The 1357-nt window shown below is 72.5% G+C and carries 3 protein-coding genes; all 3 read right to left on the reverse strand.

From position 1 onward, the window contains the following. Positions 1 to 95: 95 nt before the first annotated feature. Positions 96 to 302 (reverse strand): hypothetical protein, encoded by a 207-nt coding sequence (locus KBX39_RS31280; protein WP_043327580.1) that lies wholly within the window; start codon positions 300 to 302, stop codon positions 96 to 98. A 186-nt stretch (positions 303 to 488) separates the two neighbouring features. Then, positions 489 to 929: a heat shock protein transcriptional repressor HspR gene (locus KBX39_RS31285; protein ID WP_030500539.1), complete on the reverse strand. Its 441-nt coding sequence runs from the start codon at positions 927 to 929 to the stop codon at positions 489 to 491. Positions 930 to 953: 24 nt separating this feature from the next. Then, positions 954 to 1357 (reverse strand): DnaJ C-terminal domain-containing protein (locus KBX39_RS31290; protein ID WP_282102503.1); only part of this gene is annotated, 404 nt, incomplete at its 5' end.

A 1357-nucleotide genomic window follows, 5' to 3' on the forward strand; every position in this document is an offset into this window, starting at 1 on the left:
GGTCCGCGAGAACCGCCGCCTCTGACACGTCGCCGGCTTGAACGGCGAACGGGCCGGGATCCCCCGTGGATCCCGGCCCGCACGTCGGCGGATCGTCAGGTCGACCCGCCCTGCTTCTTGCGCCTCTCGTCGTCCCGGGCCCGGTCCACGCCGTGGTCCGTCTGGTCGGCGAAGCGCCCTTCCTTGACCTTGTCGCTGAAGCGTCCCTCGGTGACCCGGTCGAACCGCTCGCGGACGTTCTCGGCCACTTTCTCCAGCCGTTCCTCGGCGCGTTCCGCCACCTTCTTAGCCGGTTCCGCCATGGCTCCCCCTGCCAACTCGGCGTCCGATTTAGGGGTTTTTGCCCTACCGGCGAGCCTAGTCGACAGCGCCCTGCCGCATCCCGCATTCCCCGACGAGCGCCCCGAACCAGGGACGCACGAGGGCCGGACGTACGAAGGCCGGCGCGGCCCCGGGGGAGCGGGGCGCGCCGGCCTTCCGGTGAAAGGTCAGCGGTCGGGAGCGCGGCGTGGTCGCCAGACGACGAGCGCGGTGGACGTGCGGTTGGTCGGCACGAGGTCGCCGCGGGCAAAGCCACCGAGCGACTCCAGCTCGGCGATCCGCCGGTACGCGGCGTCCAGCTCCGCCTCCAGCCGGGCCACCCGCTGCTGTGCCTCTTCGAGCAGCCGCTCCAGCCCGATGATCCGCTTGACCCCGGCCAGGTTGATCCCGTCGTCCTGGCTGAGCCGCTGCACCTCGCGGAGCAGCACCACGTCCCGGACGCTGTACCGGCGACCACCGCCGGACGCCCGGCCCGCCTGCACCAGGCCCAGCCGGTCGTACTGGCGCAGCGTCTGGGGGTGCATTCCCGCCATCCGCGCAGCCACCGAGATCATCAACACCTTGGCCTCGTAGGCCGGGTCACCCGAGCCGACGTACTCCTCCGACATGCCCGCTCACCTCCGCTGCCGCCGTCAACTGAATCGACGTACCCGCGCGTCGAGATGTTCCCGCGCGGCGGGCGGAGTCTGCTCCGCGAAGGTCTCCAGCGCCGCCCGCGCCTCGTCCGAGACCTTCGCCGGGACCACCACGTCGAGCGTGACCAGCAGGTCACCGGCGCGGCCGTCCTTGCGTACGACGCCCTTGCCGCGGGCGCGCAGCACCCGCCCGCTGGGCGTACCCGGTGGCACCCGCAGCGTCACCGTCCCGTCCAGGGTCGGCACGCGCAGGTCGGTGCCGAGGACCGCCTCGGCGTACGTGATCGGGACGTTCAGGGTCAGATCGTCCCCGGTACGCCCGAACAGCTCGTCCGGGCGGACCTTCACCTGCACGAACAGGTCGCCGGCCGCGCCGCCCCGCTCACCGGGCTCACCCCGGC

Origin of the sequence: Micromonospora sp. D75, assembly GCF_018070405.1 — a bacterium.
Taxonomy (GTDB): domain Bacteria; phylum Actinomycetota; class Actinomycetes; order Mycobacteriales; family Micromonosporaceae; genus Micromonospora; species Micromonospora chalcea.

Excerpts from the sequence above, each read along its gene's own strand:
- KBX39_RS31280 (WP_043327580.1), bottom strand. The coding sequence starts at position 302 with ATGGCGGAACCGGCTAAGAAGGTGGCGGAACGCGCCGAGGAACGGCTG.
- KBX39_RS31285 (WP_030500539.1), bottom strand. The coding sequence starts at position 929 with ATGTCGGAGGAGTACGTCGGCTCGGGTGACCCGGCCTACGAGGCCAAG.